This is a genomic window from Paenibacillus sp. LRG-1, assembly GCF_057220305.1.
The window spans coordinates 877,108-897,057 of sequence record NZ_CM170126.1; the positions used below are offsets into that span (position 1 = coordinate 877,108).

A 19,950-nucleotide genomic window follows, 5' to 3' on the forward strand; every position below is an offset into this window, starting at 1 on the left:
ACTCACTCGTTGCTCAGTTTTGAGAGCTCAAACTCTCAAGCTTCGACGAATGTTTCATTCACACATGCGTGTGGAAGCGAAATATTCATCGGGTTTCGCTTCGAAGAAGCGAATTGCACCTTGAAAACTGGATACCGAAACGAAATTGCGTTTTAGAATATTCCTTTAAGCTGATCTTGTGTAAACAAGTGAAATAAAGGTAGCAGCCTTGAATTTCATTCACACGTAAGTGTTGAACCGAAATTCAAAGCGAATCGTATTTACCATGTAAATACTAGGTTAAGCTACAAAGAGCACACGGAGGATGCCTAGGCGCCAGGAGCCGACGAAGGACGTGGCGAACAACGATAAAGCCTCGGGGAGCTGTAAGCAAGCTTTGATCCGGGGATGTCCGAATGGGGAAACCCGGCTGTCTTCATCGACAGTCACTTTCTGCTGAATACATAGGCAGAATAGAGGCAGACCAGGGGAACTGAAACATCTAAGTACCCTGAGGAAGAGAAAACAATAGTGATTCCGTCAGTAGCGGCGAGCGAACGCGGATTAGCCCAAACCAAGGAGCTTGCTCCTTGGGGTTGTGGGACGTCTCACATGGAGTTACAAAGGAACCGGTTAGATGAAGAGGTCTGGAAAGGCCCGCCAGAGAAGGTAAAAGCCCTGTAGTTCAAAACTTGTTCTCTCCGAGACGGATCCCGAGTAGTGCGGGGCACGTGAAACCCCGTATGAATCCGGCAGGACCATCTGCCAAGGCTAAATACTCCCTGGCGACCGATAGTGAAGCAGTACCGTGAGGGAAAGGTGAAAAGCACCCCGGAAGGGGAGTGAAATAGATCCTGAAACCGTGTGCTTACAAGAAGTCAGAGCCCGATCTATGGGTGATGGCGTGCCTTTTGTAGAATGAACCGGCGAGTTACGTTCCCGTGCAAGGTTAAGGTGAAGAGCTGAAGCCGCAGCGAAAGCGAGTCTGAATAGGGCGACTTGAGTACGTGGACGTAGACCCGAAACCGGGTGATCTACCCCTGTCCAGGGTGAAGGTGCGGTAACACGCACTGGAGGCCCGAACCCACGCATGTTGAAAAATGCGGGGATGAGGTGGGGGTAGCGGAGAAATTCCAATCGAACCCGGAGATAGCTGGTTCTCCCCGAAATAGCTTTAGGGCTAGCCTCGGAAAAAAGAATCGTGGAGGTAGAGCACTGATTGGGTGCGGGGCCCGCAAGGGTTACCAAGCTCAGTCAAACTCCGAATGCCATAGATTTAGTTCCGGGAGTCAGACAGTGAGTGCTAAGATCCATTGTCGAAAGGGAAACAGCCCAGACCATCAGCTAAGGTCCCCAAGTGTGTGTTAAGTGGGAAAGGATGTGGAGTTGCACAGACAACCAGGATGTTGGCTTAGAAGCAGCCACCATTGAAAGAGTGCGTAATAGCTCACTGGTCGAGTGACTCTGCGCCGAAAATGTAACGGGGCTAAACACACCACCGAAGCTATGGCTTGATGCTTGCATCAGGGGTAGGGGAGCGTTGAATGCGGGTTGAAGGTGTACCGTAAGGAGCGCTGGACTGCATTCAAGTGAGAATGCCGGTATGAGTAACGAAAAGATCTGTGAGAATCAGATCCGCCGAAAGCCTAAGGGTTCCTGAGGAAGGTTCGTCCGCTCAGGGTAAGTCGGGACCTAAGGCGAGGCCGATAGGCGTAGTCGAAGGACAACAGGTCGAAATTCCTGTACCACCGTAATCCGTTATGAGCGATGGGGTGACGCAGTAGGGTAGTGACGCGGACTGATGGATGTCCGTCTAAGCAGTGAGGCTGGTGTGTAGGCAAATCCGCACATCGTAAGGCTGGGCTGTGATGGGGAGCGAAAATTGTAGTAGCGAAGGTCATGATCTCAGACTGCCAAGAAAAGCCTCTAGCCAGGAGAAGGTGCCCGTACCGCAAACCGACACAGGTAGGCGAGAAGAGAATTCTAAGGCGCGCGGAAGAACTCTCGTTAAGGAACTCGGCAAAATGACCCCGTAACTTCGGGAGAAGGGGTGCCTCGGTAGGGTGAATAGCCCGAGGGGGCCGCAGTGAAAAGGCCCAAGCGACTGTTTAGCAAAAACACAGGTCTGTGCGAAGCCGCAAGGCGAAGTATACGGGCTGACGCCTGCCCGGTGCTGGAAGGTTAAGGGGAGTGGTAAGCCTTCGGGCGAAGCTATGAACCGAAGCCCCAGTAAACGGCGGCCGTAACTATAACGGTCCTAAGGTAGCGAAATTCCTTGTCAGGTAAATTCTGACCCGCACGAATGGCGTAACGACTTGGGCGCTGTCTCAACGAGAGATCCGGTGAAATTTTAATACCTGTGAAGATGCAGGTTACCCGCGACAAGACGGAAAGACCCCATGGAGCTTTACTGCAGCTTGATATTGAATTTGGGTACGATCTGTACAGGATAGGTGGGAGCCGTAGAACTTTGAGCGCCAGCTTGAGAGGAGGCATCCTTGGGATACCACCCTGATCGTATCTAGGTTCTAACTTGGTACCGTAATCCGGTGCGAGGACAGTGTCAGGTGGGCAGTTTGACTGGGGCGGTCGCCTCCTAAAGAGTAACGGAGGCGCCCCAAGGTTCCCTCAGAATGGTTGGAAATCATTCGAAGAGTGCAAAGGCAGAAGGGAGCTTGACTGCGAGACCTACAAGTCGAGCAGGGACGAAAGTCGGGCTTAGTGATCCGGTGGTACCGCATGGAAGGGCCATCGCTCAACGGATAAAAGCTACCCTGGGGATAACAGGCTTATCTCCCCCAAGAGTCCACATCGACGGGGAGGTTTGGCACCTCGATGTCGGCTCATCGCATCCTGGGGCTGAAGTAGGTCCCAAGGGTTGGGCTGTTCGCCCATTAAAGCGGTACGCGAGCTGGGTTCAGAACGTCGTGAGACAGTTCGGTCCCTATCTGTCGTGGGCGTAGGAAATTTGAGAGGAGCTGTCCTTAGTACGAGAGGACCGGGATGGACGTACCGCTGGTGTACCAGTTGTTCCGCCAGGAGCACCGCTGGGTAGCTATGTACGGAAGGGATAAGCGCTGAAAGCATCTAAGCGTGAAGCCCCCCTCAAGATGAGATTTCCCAGTATGTAAGACCCCTTGAAGACGACGAGGTAGATAGGTTGGGGGTGGAAGTGCAGTAATGCATGGAGCTGACCAATACTAATCGGTCGAGGGCTTATCCTAAATAAAACGCAAATAAGTTTCGGATCCAGTTTTCAGGGTGTAAGTTTTGTATTGTATAAGCTCAAGTAGCTTATATGAAACAAGCGAACACACAGCATTTGGCGATGCTGATTCCTGTTAAAGAATTTACAATGTAAATTCATGTTTGGTGGCGATAGCGGAGGGGTTCCACACGTACCCATCCCGAACACGACCGTTAAGCCCTCCAGCGCCGATGGTACTTGGACCGCAGGGTCCTGGGAGAGTAGGACGTCGCCAAGCAACAAACAAAAGAGACCATGATCTTCTGAAGATCATGGTCTCTTTTTTGCGTTAAAAGGCAGAGGGATTTTATTTAAAGTGAGTTTGTTATAAGTTCAACTGGATAAGTGGATATTAACTAGTAAATAAGAAAACGTTTTTAAAATAATTTAGTACCAGGTATTAGTATCTGGTGTTATAATGTGAATAAGGATTACAAAGGAGAGTGATCAAATTGTTGAATTCAAAAGCAAAGCTTACGGCCTTTGGCACTTATGTGCCTGAACGCATTTTGACAAACGCCGATTTGGAGAAGCTTGTGGACACTAGTGACGAGTGGATTGTACAAAGAACGGGTATGCGTGAAAGACGAATTGCGGCTGAAGATCAATATGTATCTGATTTATGTATACAAGCTATTACACGTATGATTAACCTGTATGACGTAAATATAAACGATGTTGAGATGATCATTGTAGCGACTAGTACACCTGATTACTACTTTCCAAGCACGGCTTCACGTATTCAGGCTCATTTTGATATTCCGAACACGGGGTCAATGGATATTAGTGCAGCATGTGCAGGTTTTTCCTATGGACTTCATTTGGCAAATGGCCTTATTACGAGTGGTCTGCATCGTAAGGTGCTAGTAGTGGGAGCCGAAACGTTGTCCAAAATTACAGATTATACGGATCGGACAACGTGTATACTTTTTGGAGATGGTGCAGGAGTTGCACTTGTTGAATATGACGAGGATGAAGGATCATTTTTAACTTCTGATATAGGTACTTATGGGCAAGGGGGAGCGCATCTTTACCGTGTGGGATTATCTGATCATTTGGATGGAGAGAAGCTGCAAGACCATGGATTTATTGCTCAAAATGGACGCGAGGTTTATAAATGGGCTGTTCGCTCTGTTCCAACGGGAATCGAACGATTATTGGATAAGGCAAATATGAAGAGGGAGGATCTTGACTGGTTTGTCCCTCATAGCGCTAATTTGAGAATGATCGAGTCCATATGTGAAAGAAGTACAGTACCTTTGGAAAAAACGCTGACCAGCGTAGAGTTGTATGGTAATACATCGGCGGCATCCATCCCGTTGGCTTTGCAGTGTGGTTTGGATGATGGACGTTTACGGTATGGACAACATGTATTGTTATATGGTTTTGGGGGAGGACTCACCTATGCGGGTCTGCTATTAAAATGGAGTGTGCCTGATTTGTAAGTTATCCTAACTGATGTAGAAGCAATAGCAATAGTATGTAGGATCATGTTAATAAGAGCCGTTGGCATTAGAATTTATCGTAAGATGGCAGGATGGTATAATTAACACTATGAGAGAAAGGAGCGTAACATGAAGGTATTGGTATTGGCAGAAAAACCGTCCGTGGCCAGAGAGATTGCACGTGTGATGGGTAGCCGCGAGAAGCATAAAAGTTATATAGAAGGACCCCAGTACGTGGTGACGTGGGCACTGGGACATTTGGTCGGCTTAGCAGAGCCGGAGGATTACGATTCTAAGTATGCGACCTGGAATTTGGAGGACCTGCCTATTCTTCCGAAGAGTTCAAAGTTAAAGGTGCTGCGCGAAAGTAACCATCAGTTCAAAGCTGTGCAGCAGCTCATGAAGCGGCAGGACATTGGAGAGCTTATCGTGGCAACAGATGCTGCTCGTGAAGGAGAATTGTTGGCACGCTGGATCATCCAAATGGCAAACTGGAAAAAGCCCTTCCGGCGCTTATGGATCTCCTCGCAGACGGACAAGGCGATTAAGGCAGGTTTTGCAAAGCTATTGCCTGGTCAGCAGTTTGATCGTTTATATGAATCGGCTCGCTGTAGAGCTGAAGCAGACTGGATGATTGGTCTCAATGTAACTCGCGCGTTGACTTGTCGTTATAACGCCCAACTTTCGGCTGGAAGAGTGCAGACGCCAACGCTGGGGATGATTATGGAGCGTGAGAAAGAAATTACCGAATTCCGTTCTCAGGAATATGATACTTTGACGGCGGATTTCGGCGATTTTCAGGCAACTTGGCGGGCAGAGAGCGGGGATTCACGCATGTTTGACCGCACTCAAGCAGAGGCTTTGCGCCGCAGGCTTGAGGGGGCCAAAGGCACAGTTGCGAGTGTTAAAAAGAGCGAAAAGAACGAGCCTCACCCGCTAGCGTATGATTTAACGGAGCTGCAAAGAGATGCTAATCAGCGCTATGGCTTTTCGGCTAAACAAACGTCTAATCTGCTTCAGCGTCTGTATGAACAGCATAAGCTGGTGACCTATCCACGTACGGACAGCCGTTATCTGACATCCGATATGGTGGATACACTTAAGGAAAGGCTCAGTAGTGTAGCAGTAGGTCCATATGCTTCCTTGGCACGTCCGCTATTGCGTAACAACCTACCAATCACAAAGCGAATTGTGGATGACAGTAAAGTCACGGATCATCATGCGATTATTCCTACTGAGCAGACATTATTGCTTAATCAGTTGAGCCCAGAGGAACGTAAACTGTATGATCTGATTGCACGACGTTTTATCAGTCTATTCTATCCACCTGCACGTTATGATGCTGTAGCCGTATCAGTAACGGTGGAGCAGGAGACGTTTCAGGTAAAAGGCACAACGGTAAAAGATAGCGGATGGCGTGCTGTATATGACGCGAACCATTATGATATGGATGATGAAGAAGCAGAGGATCGGGAAAACAATGGACAAGGCGTTATTTTACCTGAGCTGCAAAAAGGAGATTCAGTCCGGTTACAGCGTTGTCTTGTACGAGCTGGGCGAACGATGCCGCCGAAGCGGTATACAGAAGCAGCCCTGCTCGCTCAGATGGAAAAGCATGGACTGGGTACTCCTGCTACCCGTGCCGATCTGATTGAGAAGCTTGTCAGCTCGGATACGATTGAGCGTCAGGGGAACGTGATGCATCCCACAGGGAAAGGTAAGCAACTGATTGAACTGGCGGCTCCACAGCTTAGAACGCCCGAACTGACGGCACGTTGGGAAGCGGAGCTGGAACGGATTGCTCGTGGTCAAGGACAACCGGAACCGTTTTTGAATTCTATTCGTGCTATGGCGAAAGAGTTGGTTTCCACTGTAAAAAATAGCAGTGCGGAGTACAAGCCCCACAACGTGACGAATAGTCATTGTCCTGATTGTGGTACAAAGCTGTTGGAGAAGAAGGGCAAGAAAGGAAAGTTCCTTGTATGTCCAAGTGCGGATTGCGGTTACCGTCGTTCAGGGGAAAAACGTTTGTCCAATCGACGTTGTCCGCAGTGTCATAAGAAAATGGAAATGAAAGAGGGCAAGGCAGGGCTATATGTAAGATGCCTGCCCTGCGGCATTACTGAGACGTTGGATAATGACAAGCAGCGGGTAAACAAACGGGAACAGCAAAAGCTAGTAAGACAATTTGAAAAGCAGGAATCTTTTGGCTCCAGTTTGGGTGATTTGCTAAAAGCAGCGATGGAACAAAAGCAGGGCAAATAACGGATGACCAAAAGTGCTGTAGTCAACATAATCAGCAGGTATACGTCGGTATAAAAACGATCACTCCTTGGCATGGTAATCCGAGGAGGTGAGTATTTATGCCCAAGCATAAGTCGCTTAAAATCAATAATCAGCAAAATAAATCAAGTATTCTGGAGGAAGAAATCGCTCCTCATCCAGAGAAGCAAGCGAAATATCCTCCAAGCTTGAATGGGATTCCCAAACAGCAGTCTTGATGCTACATGGGAGGAACAACGAATTACTGTATAAGACCAAGACGATTGGATATCAGATGAAATAGTTACTAATGCTAGACTTGTCTAGCAAAAAAAAGAAGCAGCAGTTACGGTGGTCAACCGTAATCGCTGCTTCTTTTTCATAATAAAGATGATCTATTTATTTGATTTGGGATGACTGCTTTTAGTATTCATTAAAAAAGGATTGAATTTGGTTAACATCGTGTGTTTGGGTCAAAGCAAGCATGAGCAAAATCCGTGCTTTTTGCGGATTAAGCGAATCGGTCGACACAAAGTTCGATGCCGCGTCTTTTGTTGACGGGGACACAACTCCACTTCCCACGCGGCTGGAGCGGGCAATGATCACTCCTTTTTTACCTGCGGCCTCTGCGCCCTCTGAGGAGGTCTTGGACAAGGAACCATTACCGGAACCAGCTACGACAATACCCTTGGCACCAGCTGCTACGGCTGCATCATATAGATAGCGACCATTGTTTTGATACTCGTATAAAATATCTACTTGCGGCAGTTGAGTCAGGTTAGAGATGTCGAATACAGAAGAAGTCGTATGCTTGTGCGTGGATTTGTTGTAGTAGTACACTTGATCACCCACAACAGCTCCAAGGTATCCCTGCTCCACAGACTTGAACGTATCGACTGCTGTTGTGTTTGTTTTAGTAATATATCTTGCTGCACCGATACGGTCGTTCAGCAGGACGAGTACACCCTGACCTTTAGAGGCCGAAGCCCCGGCGACTTTCACTGCATTATACAGGTTGAAGGGACCATCGGCACTGATGGCAGTAGCTGGACGCATAGAGCCAACGACAACTACTGGCTTATCGCTTTTGATAACAAGATTGAGGAAATAAGCGGTTTCTTCTAATGTATCTGTGCCATGTGTAATGACAATGCCGTCTACATCGTCTCTGGCAAGCAGTTCATTGGTGCGTTTGGCAAGTTTTAAGAGGATCTCATTATTAACGTCGGGGCTACCTACATTAACAACTTGCTCACCACTGACATTTGCAATACTTTTCATCTCAGGAACGGCATTGATCAGAGTTTCCACACCTAACGCTCCTGCTTTGTAGCCGGTCGTATCAGTATTGACGGAAGATGATCCTGCAATGGTCCCTCCCGTGGCAAGTATTTTAATATTGGGTAAATGATTGGTTTGAGGATTTGCGGATTTGTCCGACGTTGTAGTGGCAGAAGTAGGTGCAGTTGTGCTGGTTGTAGCTGCTGCCGCAGCGTTGGCGGTAAATCCACCACTCCACAAGGTACTTCCGAGAATAAAGCTAGCCAACAGGGGAATCATCGTCATTTTTTTCATGTTAGTCATATAAAGCTCCTCTCCAATCTTAAACCTCAAATATTAATGATAGATTAACTGACAAATAATTTGTCGAATTACGTTAATATCACGAATTATAGGGTGTAAAATTGTTTTTAGTCAACACTTATGTTAGGAAATATGACTTTAGAGCTTGTTTATTATAAATGTAATCGATTTCAAAAAAATATTTGCAAAACAACAAGCAGATATCTCATAAGGAGTCTGCTTGCTGTTATTGTGGAAGCTAAACAACGGAGTTTACCTTGTACTCAATTCTCAGGAAAAGCTGCAAGGTTAAGTGATACTATACGTTAATAACGTGGCTATACAGCTTAATACAGATTCCTTGATCAAGGATTGTTGGTATGCTGTTTTGTCGGCAAGCTGGCGCTGGGAGTTCCTTTTCCTCGTTTGCGGTTGCGTTCTGCCTTTTTTGCATTTTCTCGCAGCTTTTCAACGTATTCATGGGTGCTTTCCATCGTAGTCCCTCCTTTAAGACGAAATAGATGCACTCGGGGATCGCCCTTATGCCACCTTACTATTTCCGCAAAAGCACTATCCAAGTCAGGGGAGGCGTTGTTTCTGTAAAAGGGGTGGGGTTATAATGAGGGGGGAGCGCTATATAAGGCCTAATCCTGAACTTGGTAGGTGTGCAAAAGGAGGAGAGACATTGCAGACAGGCTTGTTGGTATGGCTGCTGTTTATCAATGCAGTAGGCTATCTGGTAATGTCGGAAGATAAAAACAGAGCACGTAAACATCGCGATCGTGTACCTGAACGGACGTTGTTTTTCCTGGCCCTGATCGGGGGAGCATTAGGCGTTCTAATTGCCATGTACCGTAAACGCCATAAAACACGGCATATGAGCTTCAGATTAGGTATTCCTGCGTTGCTATTCATAAACGCATTGCTGTATGGGTATTTTTTGCGGTAAAGGGGAGGAGTTTAGGTTCTCATAGGGAAGTTTAATGATGAGTGAGAAGACTACTCCAGCCATCCAGTGATGACATGGCATGAACAACAACAGGAATACATATTTATGCTTTGAATCAACAAACTGAATGAGGAAGAGGTGCGTATTATGCTATTTTCAAAAATATTGCTTGCTTATGACGGTTCGGATGCATCCAACAAGGCTTTGTTGAAGGCGACTGAATTGGTCAAGGCATCACCGTCCTCGCAGCTTGAGGTGGTAACAGCATTTGATTTTCCACGGATTTTTATGGGCGAAGGTTTGGCTCCAATTCCAGCTTCGGTGAATAAAGAATATTACGATTTGGCCGAACAAACTACGGATGAAGTTAAAAAGCGGCTTGCTGAGCAAGGCGTAGATGCCAAGGTGGAGCTCATTCAAGGTTCGCCAGCCGAAGTCATTTTGGATTATGCCAATGAGAATGACTTCGATGTGATTGTGATCGGTAGCCGCGGTTTAGGTGGTATCCGTGAATTCGTATTGGGTAGCGTAAGCCACAATGTGGTACAGCATGCGCGTATTCCTGTGCTGGTCGTAAAATAACTGAATAAAAAAGTAAAAGTCGGTTTACTGCCTGTATAGGGAGTGCCGACTTTTATTTTTGTCAGTGAAATGCGGTGCACTCGCTGTTATCAGGATAGGTGAGAGATAGCTAAATGTAATACAATAGTCCTGACCTATGGGTATATAAGGGTGTTGATTTTGTTAAACACGAACATTCTATTGCATGGTTATTATAATGTTCGTTTTCAAGTTGACATAAGGTGTAGGGAATTGTTAAACTAGGAAGTGTATTGTCGATAAAAAATGAACTTTAGGTACAATTTAATAAGGTACACATGTTTGAGCCGAAACTGACCACGATCATACTTGTAAAGAATATCGTTGGGTATGGAATAGGCACAATGCTAACTCGTATAATGCCGGGGATATGGCCCGGAAGTTTCTACCTGGAAACCTTAAATTTCCGGACTACGGGAGACATACGGCTGAAGCCGCATTGGATGCGGTGGAAGAGGCTTGCTTTTGGCATGCCTTTAAGAGGCTCTGTCGTTTGTTTTTTCGTAGTCCGGTGTCTTGAAAATAACGTTATTTTCGAGTGCCGGATTTTTGGCGCTTATTGATAAACAGGGAGTGAAGGACATGTCAGTGCAGGTCGCTGTCATTATGGGCAGCACATCAGACTGGGACACCATGCAGCATGCATGTGCTGTGCTGGACGAGCTTGAAATCGGATATGAGAAAAAAGTAGTTTCAGCCCATCGTACACCGGATTTAATGTTTCGTTTTGCAGAAGAGGCCGCCGGGCGTGGACTAAAGGTCATTATTGCTGGAGCGGGTGGGGCTGCGCATCTGCCAGGGATGGTGGCTGCGAAGACATCCTTGCCGGTCATTGGTGTGCCTGTTCAGTCGAAGGCTCTGAACGGTCTGGACTCCCTGCTCTCCATTGTGCAGATGCCGGGTGGTATTCCGGTTGCCACTGTGGCAATCGGTAAGGCAGGTGCTACGAATGCAGGGCTGCTGGCAGCACAAATATTAGGCGCTTTTGACGAAAAGATAAGCCAGCGGGTTTTGGCGAGACGCGACCGTATCCGTGATGAGGTGCTGGAAGGCAGTGACTCGCTATGAATGGGGCATGTGAACCCACAGGCCGTATCCGACCTCCTGGTACAACGATTGGACTTTTGGGAGGCGGGCAATTAGGAAGAATGCTTGTACTGGCGGGAACCAATCTAGGATATCGCTTTGTGACACTGGACCCTACACCGGATAGCCCATGTGGACAGGTGTCAGAACAAATCCGCGCTGCCTATGATGATGAGCATGCAGCCAGAGAGCTGGCTGAGCGGTGCGATGTGATCACGTATGAGTTTGAAAATGTGGACGCGGGTGTGGCTGCACTTTTGGAACAGGAATCCAGCGTTCCGCAAGGCAGCAGTCTTTTGTACACAACCCAGCATCGTCTGAGAGAAAAGCGTTCTATTGAAGCTGCTGGTGTCCCTGTCGCTCCGTATCGTGAAATCAGCAGTCTTGCGGATATGGTTCAAGCGGTAGCTGAACTGGGTGTACCGTGTGTGCTCAAGACAACAGTCGGTGGTTATGATGGCAAGGGACAAGTGGTCATTCGCCAACCGGAGGAAGCCACGGCTGCCTACGAACAACTGGCAGGAGGCGGTGCGGAACTGGTATTGGAACAGTTCATCCGTTTTCGCTGCGAAATCTCGGTGATTGTAGCTCGCAGCACGAACGGTGAAGCCAAAGCCTTTCCACCTGCCGAAAACATTCACGTGAACAATATTTTGCACACGTCGATTGTGCCTGCGCGTGTGCCAGAACCTGTCCAGGAGGAAGCACGCAAGTTGGCGCTGGCTGTGGCAGAGTCGCTGGGTGCGGTGGGACTGCTCGCTGTGGAGATGTTTGTCACCGAAGATGGACAATTGTACGTTAATGAGTTGGCACCACGACCGCATAACTCCGGTCATTACACGATGGAGGGATGCGTGACGTCGCAATTCGAGCAGCACATACGTGCGATTTGCGGTTTACCCTTGGGCAGCACGAAGCTGCTGACTTCCGTCGTGATGGTCAATGTGTTAGGTGAGCATTTGGAGGACGTGGTTCGGCGGTTTGCGCAATCGGATGTTGAAGCTGAAAGATTGGATGTTGTACCCAAGCTGCATTTGTATGGAAAAAGTGAAGCCAAGCCAGGCCGAAAGATGGGACATATTAATCTATTGTGCCAGGATGCGGAACAAGCGCTGGAATGGATTGAACAAACCAATATTTGGGGGAATAAATAGTCATGATCGAACGCTATAGCAGACCGGAAATGAGAGCGATTTGGACGGAAGAAAATAAATTTAAAGCGTGGCTGGAAGTAGAGCTGTGTGCCTGTGAAGCTTGGGCGGAATTAGGGGTTATTCCAAAAGAGGATGCTGTGGCTCTGCGTAAGAATGCAAGTTTTGATATTGAACGGATCTATGAAATTGAGCAGGAGACAAGACATGATGTCATTGCTTTTACCCGCACGGTGTCCGAAAGTCTTGGAGACGAGCGCAAATGGGTACATTATGGTTTGACCTCCACAGACGTAGTTGATACGGCACTGGGCTACCTGTTAAAGCAGGCGAATGAAATCCTGGAGCGCGATATCTTGAATTTTATTGAAATTTTGAAGGAAAAGGCATTGGCTTACAAGCATACACCGATGATGGGACGTACACACGGAGTACATGCTGAGCCAACAACGTTTGGACTGAAGATGGGATTGTGGTACGAGGAAATGAAGCGCAATCTGGAACGCTTTCGTTTTGCGGCTGACCAAGTACAATACGGTAAAATGTCCGGTGCAGTGGGAACATATGCCAACATTGACCCGGCTGTAGAAGAATTTGTATGCCGCAAGCTGGGCACCAAGCCTGCACCGATTTCTACACAGACGCTACAGCGCGACCGTCATGCCGAATACATGGCAACATTGGCGTTGATCGCCACATCGTTGGACAAATTTGCTACAGAAGTCCGTGCTCTGCAAAAGAGTGAGTTCCGTGAGGTGGAAGAAGCCTTTGCCAAGGGTCAAAAAGGATCTTCCGCGATGCCGCATAAACGCAATCCGATCGGAAGTGAAAACATCTCCGGTCTGGCACGCGTGATTCGTGGGCATATGGTATCGGCGTATGAGAACGTAACCCTGTGGCATGAACGCGACATTTCGCATTCTTCCGTAGAACGCATCATTCTGCCGGATGCAACGATGCTGTTGAACTACATGCTGAACCGTTTTGGTAATATCGTAAAAAATCTGACGGTCTTCCCTGAAAATATGAAGCGCAATATGGCCCGTACGTACGGCGTACCGTTCTCCGGTCGTATTATGACCAAGCTGATCGACAAAGGCTTTAGTCGTGAAAAAGCTTACGATACTGTGCAGCCGCGTGCTATGCAGGCGTGGGAAGAGCAACGCCAATTCCGCGAAATCGTCGAGGCGACCCCGGAAATTACTGCCGTGCTCAGCGCAGACGAAATCGAGGACGCGTTCAACCCAGCCTGGCATCTGAAGAACGTGGATACGATCTTCAAAAAGCTGGGATTAGGGGAATAGGAGGGAATGTTGGTGCGTGGTGAGGCCGCTGCGCGAACGGATCATTCTTCCGATTGCTGTTGCCCCTGGATTCCTGGATTGGAATAAACCTGTAAAGGTTGGTATCCAGAGGCAAAGGCAAGCGCTAACGCTTCTCCAGAACGATTCCGTCCGCTCCGCTGCTTCCAGCACCAACCTTCATGAGGGAGCAGAACTAGGGGTGGTGCGGCACATAAGATGCCGCACCACCCCGAAGAACGATAGAAAAGCGTGTTCCACTGCTTTTCTATCGCAGGCAACGTTCTCGTGAGGGCTACCTAATTTGCGTAGCAAACAGCCCGCGGTCCTCACGAGCACGCGCAGGCTCAAGAAGCGAAGCCTTGAGCCACCGTATCCGTGCGCATGCGTAGCATATGCGCACAACAGGCGAAGCCCAATGCTCGCTGCACGGCATGCCGAGCTACGGCCACGGGCAGAATGGTTTGGCGGTATGTAGACGCTGAACCACGATCGAGCTGTAAGCGGCATAAAACTTGTCGCTTAGAGTCGGAAGCGTTAATACATTGTTAATACGTAAAAACGTCGATCTGTACTAACGTAAAAGCGTTGCTGGATGAGGGCTTGTGCCGACAAGCCTTCATCCAGCGGAACGCGCTCACTCCACCGTAGCTCCAGTAACCCGCCATCCCCTGCTCACTAGCCAACCCTTGCGGGAGTCCCGAGGGCAGCAGCCCTGGGGGTCCTCCCTGAGGGGAGGATTTAGGAGGGGCAAGGTTGATTTAGGAGGGGGAATACTCTTTTGAAAGAGGTGTAATGAAATGTCATTGTCTACTGCCGAAGGTCTGATCCATGCGCCGCTCTTGTACAAAGGCAAGGTGCGTGAACTGTATGATCTCGGAGAGCATTTTCTGATTGTCGTGACGGACCGAATTTCGGCTTTTGATTATGTGTTAGAGCCGCCCGTGCCCGAAAAGGGGAACGTGCTGAATAAGCTCAGCGCTTTCTGGTTTGAGCAGACGAAAGACTTGTTGGAAAACCATGTCGTGCACACCGATGTGAACAAGCTCGGGCATGTGATCGACGAACAGAATAAAGAGTTGCTGAAGGACCGTATCATGGTCACGCTGAAGGCTGAACGCATCGACATTGAGTGTGTGGTGCGCGGATATATTACCGGAGGCGGCTGGCGTCAGTATGAGCAGAACGGTGAGGTGAACGGCATTCCATTGCCAGAGGGACTGCGTAAAAATGAGCGCTTTCCCAAGCCTTTATTTACACCGGCTGCAAAAAATGATGTTGGACACGACGAGGACATTTCTCTCCATCAGATGAAAGAGCTGGTCGGGGTTGAATTGACAGGCGAGCTTGAAGAAAAAAGCCTGGCGTTGTACGAATTTGCACGTGCTTTCTGTGAGAAGCGGGGGATTATTTTAGCCGATTGCAAGTTTGAGTTTGGTCTTGTTAACGGTAAGGTGATTTTGATTGACGAAATTTTCACTCCAGATTCATCCCGTTTTTGGGCTCAGGAAAAGTATGAGCTGGATGTTGAGATTGACAGCATGGACAAGGAGCCGGTACGAAGCTATTTGGCATCATCCGGTTGGGACAAGAATAGCAAGCCCGATCCGTTGCCTGCTGAGGTCGTAGAAGAAACAACTGCAAGATATACGGATATTTGGCGGCGTCTGACGGCACAGTAAATAGTAATCATAATTCAACCAAAAGGATTCACTCATTCGGAGGAGGAACTGAAGGAACATGATGAAAGCAACAGTCTATGTCACGATTAAGCAAAGCGTTTTGGACCCGCAGGGGGTTGCGGTGCAAGGCGCACTGCATTCTATGGGTTTCGGAGAAGTGGACAGCGTCAGAATTGGTAAGTATATGGAATTGAATCTGGATACAACAGACCGCGAGAGTGCTGAAAAGCGCATCATTGAGATGTGCGAAAAGCTGTTGGCCAACACGGTCATTGAAGACTACCGCTACGAACTGGAGGGCTGATTCCATGAAATTTGCAGTTCTGGTTTTTCCGGGCTCCAACTGTGATATTGACTGCTATAAGGCGGTAGAGGACACGGTCGGTGAACCTGTCGATTATGTTTGGCATACTGCGACGGATCTGTCGCCTTATGATTGTATTCTTGTTCCAGGAGGCTTCTCTTACGGGGATTACCTGCGTTGCGGCGCGATTTCCCGGTTTGCTCCGGTGATGAAGGAAGTAGCCAAAGCGGCTGCTGAGGGGAAATACATTTTAGGTATCTGTAACGGTTTTCAAATTCTGACTGAAGCTGGGCTGTTGCCAGGCGCTTTGCGCCGTAATCTGTCGATGAAATTCCGTTGCCATGATACGGTGTTGAAGGTTGCGAATAACCAAACACCTTTTACAAAAGATTACGCTGCTGGTGAAGAGATCGTCATTCCGATCGCCCACGGCGAAGGCAACTATTACTGTGATGATGAGACGCTGGCTCGCTTGCAGGCGAATAACCAGATCGTATTTACGTATAGAGATAATCCAAACGGTTCCGTGACGGATATCGCAGGGATTTGTAATGAACAAGGAAACGTGCTGGGCATGATGCCTCATCCGGAACGCGCGGTGGACGCATTGCTCGGAACGGATGACGGCAAACGTATGTTTACATCTATTTTGAATGCTTGGAGGGATCGACATGGCGCAGCAAGTGTCCGCTAAGGAACCGACGGCAGAGCAGGTTGCCGAACATAAACTGTATCAGCAGATGGGTGTATCGGACAGTGAATATGCGTTGATCTGTGAATTCATGGGACGTCAGCCGAATTATACGGAGATTGGCGTATTCAGTGTCATGTGGTCAGAGCATTGTGCTTACAAAAACTCTAAGCCGTTGCTGCGTCGTTTTCCAACGAGCGGTCCGCGAGTTCTGATGGGACCCGGCGAGGGCGCAGGCATTGTAGATATCGGTGACAATCAAGCGGTTGTATTTAAAATCGAAAGTCATAACCATCCGTCGGCTGTGGAGCCTTTTCAAGGGGCAGCGACTGGGGTAGGCGGTATCATCCGTGATATTTTCTCCATGGGTGCAAGACCTGTCGCGGTGTTGAACTCTCTGCGTTTTGGGAAGCTGGAGAGCGACCGTGTGAAATATTTGTTCGAGCATGTGGTATCTGGTATTGCGGGATATGGGAACTGTATCGGTATTCCGACTGTAGGTGGCGAGGTTGTATTTGATGAAAGCTACGAAGGCAATCCGCTCGTTAATGCAATGTGTGTCGGACTGATTGACCATGATAAAATCCAGCGTGGTGTTGCTAAAGGGGTCGGTAACCCGGTGTTCTATGTGGGCCCGCCGACAGGTCGTGATGGGATTCACGGAGCGACATTCGCATCGGTTGAGCTGACAGAGGAATCTGAAGCGAACCGGACTGCGGTTCAAGTAGGCGATCCTTTTATGGAGAAGCTGGTTATGGAATCATGTCTGGAACTGATCGACAGCGGTATTGTGCTGGGTATTCAGGATATGGGTGCCGCAGGACTTACCTGCTCCAGCGCGGAGATGGCGAGTAAGGCTGGCAACGGCCTGGAGCTGTATCTGGATCAGGTACCGCAGCGTGAAGAGGGCATGACACCTTATGAAATGATGCTGTCCGAATCACAGGAACGGATGCTGTTCGTAGTAGAGCCTAAGGATGAAGCACAGGCACTGGAAATTTTCGAGCGTTGGGGTGTTATTTGTGCCAAGGTCGGTAAAGTGACGGATGACGGTCGTTTGCGTTTGTTCCATCACAATGAAGTGGTCGGAGATATGCCAGTGACGGCGCTGGTTGACGAGTGTCCGATTTATGACAAGCCTTCCGAAGTCCCTGCTTATTATGAGCAAAATGCTGCTATTGACACACTGCGTTACGCTGAAGTGACGGATTTGAACGGTGCGTTGAAAAAGGTGCTGTCTTCACCAAGTGTAGCCAGTAAGAAATGGGTATACGAGCAGTATGACTACATGGTTCGCACGAGTACAGCCGTTCGTCCGGGATCGGATGCAGCTGTAGTGACTGTGCGCGGAACTCGTAAGGGACTCGCCATGACGACAGATTGTAACGGACGTTATGTATACCTTGATCCAGAGGTAGGTGGACGGATTGCAGTCAGCGAAGCAGCGCGTAACATTGTATGCTCCGGCGGCGAGCCGTTGGCGATTACGGATAACCTGAACTTCGGTAACCCTGAAAAGCCGGATATTTTCTGGCAAATGGAAAAAGCCGTGGACGGTATGGCAGAGGCTTGCCGTGTACTGGATACACCTGTTATCGGGGGCAATGTCAGCTTGTACAATGAAAATGCTAAAGGCTCCATCTATCCGACGCCTGTTGTCGGTATGGTAGGTCTGGTACATGATACAGATCACATTACGACACAAGGCTTCAAAGCCGAAGGCGATGTGATTTTCCTCGTGGGGGAAACGAAGGCCGAGCTGGGAGGCAGTGAGTTCCAAGCTGTCGTACACGGTGTATCCGAGGGACGCCCGCCTGAGCTGGATTTGAACGTAGAGAAAAAACTGCTGACTGCGGTACTGGGAGCGATTCAGGGCGGATTGGTACAATCTGCGCATGATTTGGCAGAGGGCGGATTGGCTGTAGCGCTTGCAGAATCCGGGATTAGCGGCGGATTGGGAGCACAGGTCAACGTAGAAACGAGCTTGCGTCCTGACCATGCATTGTTTAGTGAAACTCAATCCCGTATTTTGTTATCTGCATCGCCGGATAAAGCGTCTGCTCTGGAAGCACATCTGCGTGGTTTGGAAGTGCCAGTTACCGTATTAGGAAAAGTTGAAGGATCACAATTGACAGTTGAGGTGAACGGACAACCCGCTTTGAACGAGGCAGTCGCCAGTTTGAAGCAAATCTGGGAGGATGTCATTCCATGTCTGATGAAATAACAGCACGGACGTTGTGGACTGGAGATTATTATAATGAAGGCTCTGGTAAAGAGGGGCTGTTTGATAAATTAAAAGAGGAATGCGGCGTGTTTGGAGTATATAGACACTCCGATGCCGCTTCCCTAGCATATTACGGATTGCATGCACTCCAGCATCGCGGGGAGGAAAGTGCGGGCATCTGTGTGAGCAGTGGCGACGAGTTCCATTATCATCGTGGAATGGGGCTTGTAAAAGAAGTATTCAATAAAGATTTGATGGCTTCGCTGACAGGCGATATTGCCATAGGACATGTGCGCTACTCGACAAGTGGAGACAGTAAGCTAACGAATGCACAGCCTTTGGTGTTTAAGTATCGTGATGGGGAACTAGCGGTAGCTACGAACGGGAATATCGTGAATGCTTTGCAAATCCGGCATGAGCTGGAGCAGGGCGGGTCTATTTTTCAAACGACCAGCGATACAGAAGTAGTGGCGCATTTGATCGCACGATCGTCCAAGGATTTGGTGGAGGCTGCCAAAGATGCATTGAAGCGTATTGTCGGCGGATTTGCTTTTCTTATTATGACCAACGATAAACTGCTGGTCGCTTCTGATCCCAATGGCTTGCGTCCGTTGACGATGGGCAGATTAGGTGATGCATATTTGTTTGCCTCCGAAACCTGTGCTTTGGAAACGATTGGAGCAGAGCTGTTGCGCGATATCGAGCCGGGTGAACTGTTGGTGTTGGACAAAAATGGTCTGCACGAAGACCGTTACAGTGAAGGCAAGCATCGTAAAGCACTGTGCGCGATGGAATATATTTATTTTGCCCGTCCTGACAGTGATTTGAATGGTTCTAATCTTCATGCTGCACGCAAAAGAATGGGAAGCCAGATGGCGCTGGAAGCTTTTGTCGATGCGGATCTGGTGACAGGAGTGCCGGATTCCAGTATTTCGGCTGCGATTGGTTATGCAGAGCAGACAGGTATTCCTTATGAGCTGGGTATGATTAAAAATAAATACACTGGACGTACCTTCATTCAGCCGAGTCAGGAGCTACGCGAGCAGGGTGTGAAAATGAAGCTGAGCGCTGTACGCCGTGTTGTTGAAGGTAAACGAGTCATTATGATCGACGATTCTATCGTCCGGGGCACTACATCCCGTCGAATCGTGAATATGCTGCGGGATGCAGGGGCACTGGAGGTACATGTACGTATTACCTCACCGCCTTTCAAAAACCCGTGCTTCTATGGCATCGACACGCCGGATCGCCGGGAACTGATCGCTTCGTCTAAAACCGTCGAGGAAATTCGTGAGGAAATTAACGCCGATTCGCTCTACTTTATGAGCGCTGAGGGTTTGATTGCCGCTGTAGGTGGATATAACGAACAGGATTACAAAGGCGGCTTGTGCCTAGCCTGTTTCGATAATGATTACCCGACTCAGGTAGATTTCAAAGGTGAAGAAAAGTTCGGATGTAGTTGTTGA

Annotated in this window: 16 protein-coding genes, 2 rRNA genes and 1 riboswitch; of the genes, 15 read left to right on the top strand and 3 right to left on the bottom strand. The window is 48.6% G+C overall.

The features are described from left to right. Nucleotides 1-277: 277 nt before the first annotated feature. The 5 genes from ACUUJN_RS03920 (at nucleotide 278) to ACUUJN_RS03940 (ending at nucleotide 7,172) form a co-directional block, all read left to right on the top strand. Nucleotides 278-3,203, top strand: a 23S ribosomal RNA gene (locus tag ACUUJN_RS03920). A 144-nt stretch (nucleotides 3,204-3,347) separates the two neighbouring features. Further along, a 5S ribosomal RNA gene (gene rrf, locus ACUUJN_RS03925) occupies nucleotides 3,348-3,464 on the top strand. 214 nt (nucleotides 3,465-3,678) lie between these two features. After that, entirely contained in the window at nucleotides 3,679-4,671 is a 993-nt protein-coding gene (locus ACUUJN_RS03930) for a ketoacyl-ACP synthase III (RefSeq protein ID WP_076265178.1), read from the top strand. A 129-nt stretch (nucleotides 4,672-4,800) separates the two neighbouring features. After that, nucleotides 4,801-6,936 carry a DNA topoisomerase III gene (locus tag ACUUJN_RS03935; RefSeq protein WP_068938534.1) on the top strand — a complete coding sequence of 712 codons (2,136 nt, stop codon included), beginning with the start codon at nucleotides 4,801-4,803 and terminating at the stop codon, nucleotides 6,934-6,936. Between the two features lie 98 nt (nucleotides 6,937-7,034). Then, entirely contained in the window at nucleotides 7,035-7,172 is a 138-nt protein-coding gene (locus ACUUJN_RS03940) for a hypothetical protein (protein WP_023987042.1), read from the top strand. Nucleotides 7,173-7,356: 184 nt separating this feature from the next. On the opposite strand, the gene ACUUJN_RS03945 is transcribed toward ACUUJN_RS03940, so the two are convergent. Both ACUUJN_RS03945 and ACUUJN_RS03950 read right to left on the bottom strand, forming a co-directional pair. Beyond that, a complete protein-coding gene (locus ACUUJN_RS03945) occupies nucleotides 7,357-8,517 on the bottom strand; it encodes a type II asparaginase (protein ID WP_339201454.1) in 1,161 nt (386 codons plus the stop codon). Nucleotides 8,518-8,861: 344 nt separating this feature from the next. After that, nucleotides 8,862-8,990 (bottom strand): DUF4023 family protein, encoded by a 129-nt coding sequence (locus tag ACUUJN_RS03950; RefSeq protein ID WP_023987044.1) that lies wholly within the window; start codon nucleotides 8,988-8,990, stop codon nucleotides 8,862-8,864. 191 nt (nucleotides 8,991-9,181) lie between these two features. Between ACUUJN_RS03950 and ACUUJN_RS03955 the strand changes: the two genes are divergently transcribed. From ACUUJN_RS03955 to purB, 5 genes are all read left to right on the top strand, one after another. After that, the gene (locus tag ACUUJN_RS03955; RefSeq protein ID WP_484669278.1) at nucleotides 9,182-9,445 is read left to right on the top strand and encodes a DUF1294 domain-containing protein; all 264 of its coding nucleotides are present in this window, start codon (nucleotides 9,182-9,184) and stop codon (nucleotides 9,443-9,445) included. A gap of 147 nt (nucleotides 9,446-9,592) precedes the next feature. After that, nucleotides 9,593-10,027: a universal stress protein gene (locus tag ACUUJN_RS03960; RefSeq protein WP_023987046.1), complete on the top strand. Its 435-nt coding sequence runs from the start codon at nucleotides 9,593-9,595 to the stop codon at nucleotides 10,025-10,027. 350 nt (nucleotides 10,028-10,377) lie between these two features. After that, nucleotides 10,378-10,479: riboswitch (purine riboswitch) on the top strand. Between the two features lie 148 nt (nucleotides 10,480-10,627). Continuing rightward, the gene (gene purE / locus ACUUJN_RS03965; protein WP_023987047.1) at nucleotides 10,628-11,113 is read left to right on the top strand and encodes a 5-(carboxyamino)imidazole ribonucleotide mutase; all 486 of its coding nucleotides are present in this window, start codon (nucleotides 10,628-10,630) and stop codon (nucleotides 11,111-11,113) included. Next, complete coding sequence (purK, locus tag ACUUJN_RS03970; RefSeq protein ID WP_484669279.1) at nucleotides 11,110-12,285, top strand: 5-(carboxyamino)imidazole ribonucleotide synthase; 1,176 nt, start codon at nucleotides 11,110-11,112, stop codon at nucleotides 12,283-12,285. The genes purE and purK overlap by 4 nt, the downstream gene beginning before the upstream one ends. Nucleotides 12,286-12,287: 2 nt before the next feature. Beyond that, complete coding sequence (gene purB / locus ACUUJN_RS03975) at nucleotides 12,288-13,586, top strand: adenylosuccinate lyase (protein ID WP_484669280.1); 1,299 nt, start codon at nucleotides 12,288-12,290, stop codon at nucleotides 13,584-13,586. Between the two features lie 545 nt (nucleotides 13,587-14,131). Here purB and ACUUJN_RS03980 read toward each other — a convergent pair. Continuing rightward, nucleotides 14,132-14,269, bottom strand: coding sequence for a hypothetical protein (locus ACUUJN_RS03980; RefSeq protein ID WP_264454174.1), 138 nt, complete (start codon nucleotides 14,267-14,269; stop codon nucleotides 14,132-14,134). 114 nt (nucleotides 14,270-14,383) lie between these two features. Between ACUUJN_RS03980 and ACUUJN_RS03985 the strand changes: the two genes are divergently transcribed. The 5 genes from ACUUJN_RS03985 to purF are packed head-to-tail and all read left to right on the top strand — an operon-like array spanning nucleotide 14,384 to nucleotide 19,950. Next, complete coding sequence (locus tag ACUUJN_RS03985; protein ID WP_025719826.1) at nucleotides 14,384-15,265, top strand: phosphoribosylaminoimidazolesuccinocarboxamide synthase; 882 nt, start codon at nucleotides 14,384-14,386, stop codon at nucleotides 15,263-15,265. Nucleotides 15,266-15,323: 58 nt separating this feature from the next. Next, nucleotides 15,324-15,569: a phosphoribosylformylglycinamidine synthase subunit PurS gene (gene purS, locus ACUUJN_RS03990; protein WP_013308797.1), complete on the top strand. Its 246-nt coding sequence runs from the start codon at nucleotides 15,324-15,326 to the stop codon at nucleotides 15,567-15,569. A 4-nt stretch (nucleotides 15,570-15,573) separates the two neighbouring features. Next, on the top strand, nucleotides 15,574-16,263 hold the full coding sequence (gene purQ / locus ACUUJN_RS03995; protein WP_023987050.1) for a phosphoribosylformylglycinamidine synthase subunit PurQ: 690 nt from the start codon (nucleotides 15,574-15,576) through the stop codon (nucleotides 16,261-16,263). After that, nucleotides 16,241-18,484: a phosphoribosylformylglycinamidine synthase subunit PurL gene (purL, locus tag ACUUJN_RS04000; protein ID WP_076295800.1), complete on the top strand. Its 2,244-nt coding sequence runs from the start codon at nucleotides 16,241-16,243 to the stop codon at nucleotides 18,482-18,484. The genes purQ and purL overlap by 23 nt, the downstream gene beginning before the upstream one ends. Beyond that, entirely contained in the window at nucleotides 18,469-19,950 is a 1,482-nt protein-coding gene (gene purF / locus ACUUJN_RS04005; protein WP_484669281.1) for an amidophosphoribosyltransferase, read from the top strand. The genes purL and purF overlap by 16 nt, the downstream gene beginning before the upstream one ends.